Consider the following 3,897-nt stretch of genomic DNA (forward strand, 5'->3'; position numbering starts at 1 on the left):
CCGATCTTTCCACAGGCTTCACACCCTTGATGTAATTCAGAAGTACTCAGTTTCTTCACCGCATCCAAACAGATACTATCAAGTGCATTGGCTTTTTTAATATCATAATAGTGGCTTAGGTCTGTACTGATGACTACCGCAGTCTCAGGGTCTTTAAAAAGATATTCGATCACTTCTGCAAGTTTTTCAGGTGATTCATCACCATAAACCAACTCAACGACTGAAACTTCAGGCGTGTACGTTTTAACAAAAGGTATCTGAACTTCTGTACTGTGTTCATGATGTGCTTCAGGTATGAAGTCCAGATCAAATCTCTCTTTAAGGTCCACCACAAGAGTTTTATCGATATATAATGCCCCTAACGGTGTATGATATGTATCAAATTGTGAGATGCTGGTCCCCTTGAGATACACACGGTGGCTAGGTCCAATAACTACAACACGTTTAATATCTGAGTTTGCCAACAGTCTTAAGGCTATATTTGCTGTAAAACCGCTATATACATAGCCTGCATGTGGGACAATGACTGCTCTTGGCTTAAGATGTAAAACACTATCCTTATCTTTGAGATGTCTATCAATTATTTGATTGTAATGTTCAAGCATTGAGTGTATCTCATCGGGGTTCGATGGATAAAATTGTCCCTCTACTGATGTTTCTCTCGTACTCATGACCATACTCCTTCAATCGCTCTATAACACTTTGGACAAAGTCCATCTTCCAAGGTATTGACCGTCACATCATATCCTGTACGGTCAATCACCAACTCTCCGCAATCAGGACAGTGTGTATCCGCATGTACAGGTACATTCCCAAGATAAATATAATAAAGTCCTGCTTCTTGTCCAATCTTTTTAGCACGCAGCAGCGTATCCATTTTCGTTCTCTTGCGATCGAGCATTTTATAATCCGGATGAAACGCACTTAGATGCCATGGTACATGTTTCCCAAGATCATTGGCTATGAACTCTGCCATTTCTTTCAGATCTTGATCACTATCATTGTCACCCTCGATGAGCAGTGTGGTAACCTCAATCCATATCCCGACCTTGACCATCCTGATAAGCGTATCTTTGACCTCTTCCAATCCGCCTTTGAGTATCTTTTTATAGTAAGTATCATCCCAACTTTTAAGATCGATATTGGCAGCATCTACCCAACTTGCCATATCTTCGATGACCTCTGGTGATTCAAAACCATTAGAGACAAAAAGATTTTTGAGTCCTTTTGCTTTAGCAATGACACCGATGTCTTTTGCATAAGGATAGAAAATAGTTGGTTCATTATACGTATAAGCAATGGACTCTGCGCCATGCGAAAGTGCCAACTCGACCATCTCTTCAGGACTGACATTGATAGATTCATTGACTTTTTTCTCTTGGGAGATATCCCAATTTTGACAGAATGGACATTTAAAGTTACATCCTACGGTCCCAAATGAGAGTGCTGTAGTTCCTGGCAATACATGATTGAGCGGTTTTTTTTCTACAGGATCTACATGTACTGCAACGGGATGCCCATATACAAGTGTCTCAAGCTCTCCATCCACATTTTTGTTGATACCACAGATACCTACCTGACCTTCTTTAAGTTTGCAAGAGTGGCGACAGAGTAGGCAAATGATCCTATCTTTACCTTCTTCTTTTGTATAATATTTCATCTCTTTATTAGACGTCATTATGACTCCTTTATTGAATAACCTTTATATAGGTTGACTCAACTTCACTCTATGATATCACACCCTCATTATAAAAGTCAAGACCCTGTATTTCATCCTGGTAATTTATATGCCTTAAAGTTCCAATTATTCTCATCAATATTAAAAGTGTTTTGATATACTATACATACTAAATCACACGATAACAGGAGATAGTGTCCTGTTTGAAAAGAAACTATGTTAAAAACACTTCTAGACAGAAACTCTAACACTGCCATACTCCTCGCTGGTATTCTGGCCACCATAGTTGGCTTAGGTGTAGCAAGATTTGCATTTACTTCTCTTCTTCCCTATATGCTTGAAGATTTTCTATCATTGACCTATGCCGGTATATTGGCAGCATTTAACTTTGCCGGATATTTGGCTGGTGCTGTCTTTTCCATCTTTCTCAAAGATATCAATACCAAAGTAAAGTATTTCAGAATAGGTATCATCGTCAGCATACTAACCACATTGGTACTTGCCACCACTACCAATGAAACGCTATGGCTTGTCTCAAGGGTCATAGCTGGGTTTGGCGCAGCCATGGTTCTTATAGTAGGTGGTGCGATAGTCATGGTCAAACTGAACTTTGAAAGTAAAACAAAAGCTATGGGAATACACTTCAGCGGTATTGGCTTTTCCATAGCCATATCTGAGCTCATAAGCCAATATATTCTAAGAGATGGCACATGGTCTGATGCCTGGTTTGCCTTGTCTGGGTTTGCTTTTATCGTCTCGTTTTATGTTATTTATATCTTATCTTTTGATAAAGCCCTTAAAAAAGAAGCAGTCAAACACCCTCTCTCTATGTCAATATTTTCTTCCTATGTCATTCTTCTTATCTTGGCCTATTTTACTGAAGGTGTGGGGTTTGTAGTTCAAGCTACTTTTTTACCTGACATCATCAACTCTTTGGAGGGCTTGAAAGGGTATGGAAATCTTGGATGGCTCATCGTAGGTATTGCAGGTATACCCTCTTCCATACTCTGTTTGAGATGGGCACACAGATATGGAAGTGTCAATGTCATCATCGTCGCAATGGCACTACAGATCATAGGTATTCTCATACCTGCGTTCAGTGCAAATATATATTTAAATCTACTCAGTAGTGCTTTATATGGTAGTACCTTCATAGGACTCGTAGCACTCTTTCTCAATTATGGCGGTCAGCTGGCCGGGAAAAACCCTGTAGTGCTCATGGGAGCCATGACAGCAGCTTACGGTATAGGTCAAGTGGGTGCACCACTCTACAGTGTTGCTTTGGTCGATTATTTTGGAAACTATAACTCTACATTGTATGTGACCGCTTTTATCGTCTTTATCGGTATACTGTTTTTACTCTATGCAAAGAAAATAGAACCTATAAAGGAGCCCTAATGTATGCTGTCATATTTGAAGTGAAGATAAAAGAAGAAGGCAAAGATCAGTACCTCGCCATTGCTGCGAAGCTCAAAGAACAACTCATACAAATGGACGGGTTTATTTCTATTGAGAGATTTCAGTCTTTAGTGGAGGAAGGTAAATTACTGTCTCTCTCTTATTGGGAATCTATAGAATCAATAGAAATATGGAAACAGAACCTTGATCATCTACAGGCACAGTCAGAAGGCAGAGCCAAATTGTTTGAAGATTACAGGATCCGCATAGCTGACGTTGTTAAGGATTATACAATGGAGACAAGTGATTTTTCTTAGCTGATTCGTCTTGTATAACTCCTATTTTCTATTTTGCTATAATTAGAAGAAAGGGTTCTCATGAAAGCACTATTGTCTCTACTTTTTATTGTCTTTTCTCTACAAGCCAATGAAGCCCAAGCCATCATTAAAAAACTTGAAAAAAACCTACGTGGTGATTACATGTATTCTACTATGAGTATGATCGTCACTTCTAAGCGGGGAAAACGTACAGTAAAGATAGAAAGCTGGTCTGAAGGTAATGATAAGAGTTTCATTAAGATACTCTATCCTAAAAAGGACAAAGGCATCACCTTTTTAAAGATAGACAATCAAATGTGGCAGTATATCCCCAAAATAGAACGTACCATCAAAATACCGCCGTCTATGATGCTCCAAAGCTGGATGGGAAGTGACTTTACCAATGATGATATGGTTAAAGAGAGTTCATTAGAGGAAGACTATAACGCTAAACTTCTTTCAAAAAGTACCAACTCTGCTACTTTAGAACTGATCCCAAAAGAA

General features: G+C 39.0%; 5 protein-coding genes. 3 read left to right on the plus strand and 2 right to left on the minus strand.

Going from position 1 to position 3,897, the window contains the following annotated elements:
* On the minus strand, positions 1-671 hold a 671-nt coding region (amrB, locus tag ABYK33_RS14520; protein ID WP_373034012.1), incomplete at its 3' end, for an AmmeMemoRadiSam system protein B.
* On the minus strand, positions 668-1,678 hold the full coding sequence (amrS, locus tag ABYK33_RS14525; RefSeq protein ID WP_373034013.1) for an AmmeMemoRadiSam system radical SAM enzyme: 1,011 nt from the start codon (positions 1,676-1,678) through the stop codon (positions 668-670). The genes amrB and amrS, both read right to left, overlap by 4 nt.
* 216 nt (positions 1,679-1,894) lie before the next feature.
* On the opposite strand from amrS, the gene ABYK33_RS14530 reads away from it, so the two are divergent.
* The 3 genes from ABYK33_RS14530 to ABYK33_RS14540 form a co-directional block, all read left to right on the plus strand.
* A complete protein-coding gene (locus ABYK33_RS14530) occupies positions 1,895-3,076 on the plus strand; it encodes a YbfB/YjiJ family MFS transporter (protein WP_373034014.1) in 1,182 nt (393 codons plus the stop codon).
* On the plus strand, positions 3,076-3,393 hold the full coding sequence (locus ABYK33_RS14535) for an antibiotic biosynthesis monooxygenase (protein WP_373034015.1): 318 nt from the start codon (positions 3,076-3,078) through the stop codon (positions 3,391-3,393). Before ABYK33_RS14530 ends, ABYK33_RS14535 begins: the two co-directional genes overlap by 1 nt.
* Positions 3,394-3,453: 60 nt before the next feature.
* A partial coding sequence (locus tag ABYK33_RS14540; protein ID WP_373034017.1) for an outer membrane lipoprotein-sorting protein occupies positions 3,454-3,897 on the plus strand: 444 nt, incomplete at its 3' end.

Source organism: Sulfurovum sp. (assembly GCF_041562805.1).
Taxonomy (GTDB): Bacteria; Campylobacterota; Campylobacteria; order Campylobacterales; family Sulfurovaceae; genus Sulfurovum.

Coding starts and splice junctions, on each gene's coding strand:
- ABYK33_RS14535 (WP_373034015.1), top strand. CDS start 3,076: ATGTATGCTGTCATATTTGAAGTGAAGATAAAAGAAGAAGGCAAAGAT.
- ABYK33_RS14530 (WP_373034014.1), top strand. CDS start 1,895: ATGTTAAAAACACTTCTAGACAGAAACTCTAACACTGCCATACTCCTC.
- amrS (WP_373034013.1), bottom strand. CDS start 1,678: ATGACGTCTAATAAAGAGATGAAATATTATACAAAAGAAGAAGGTAAA.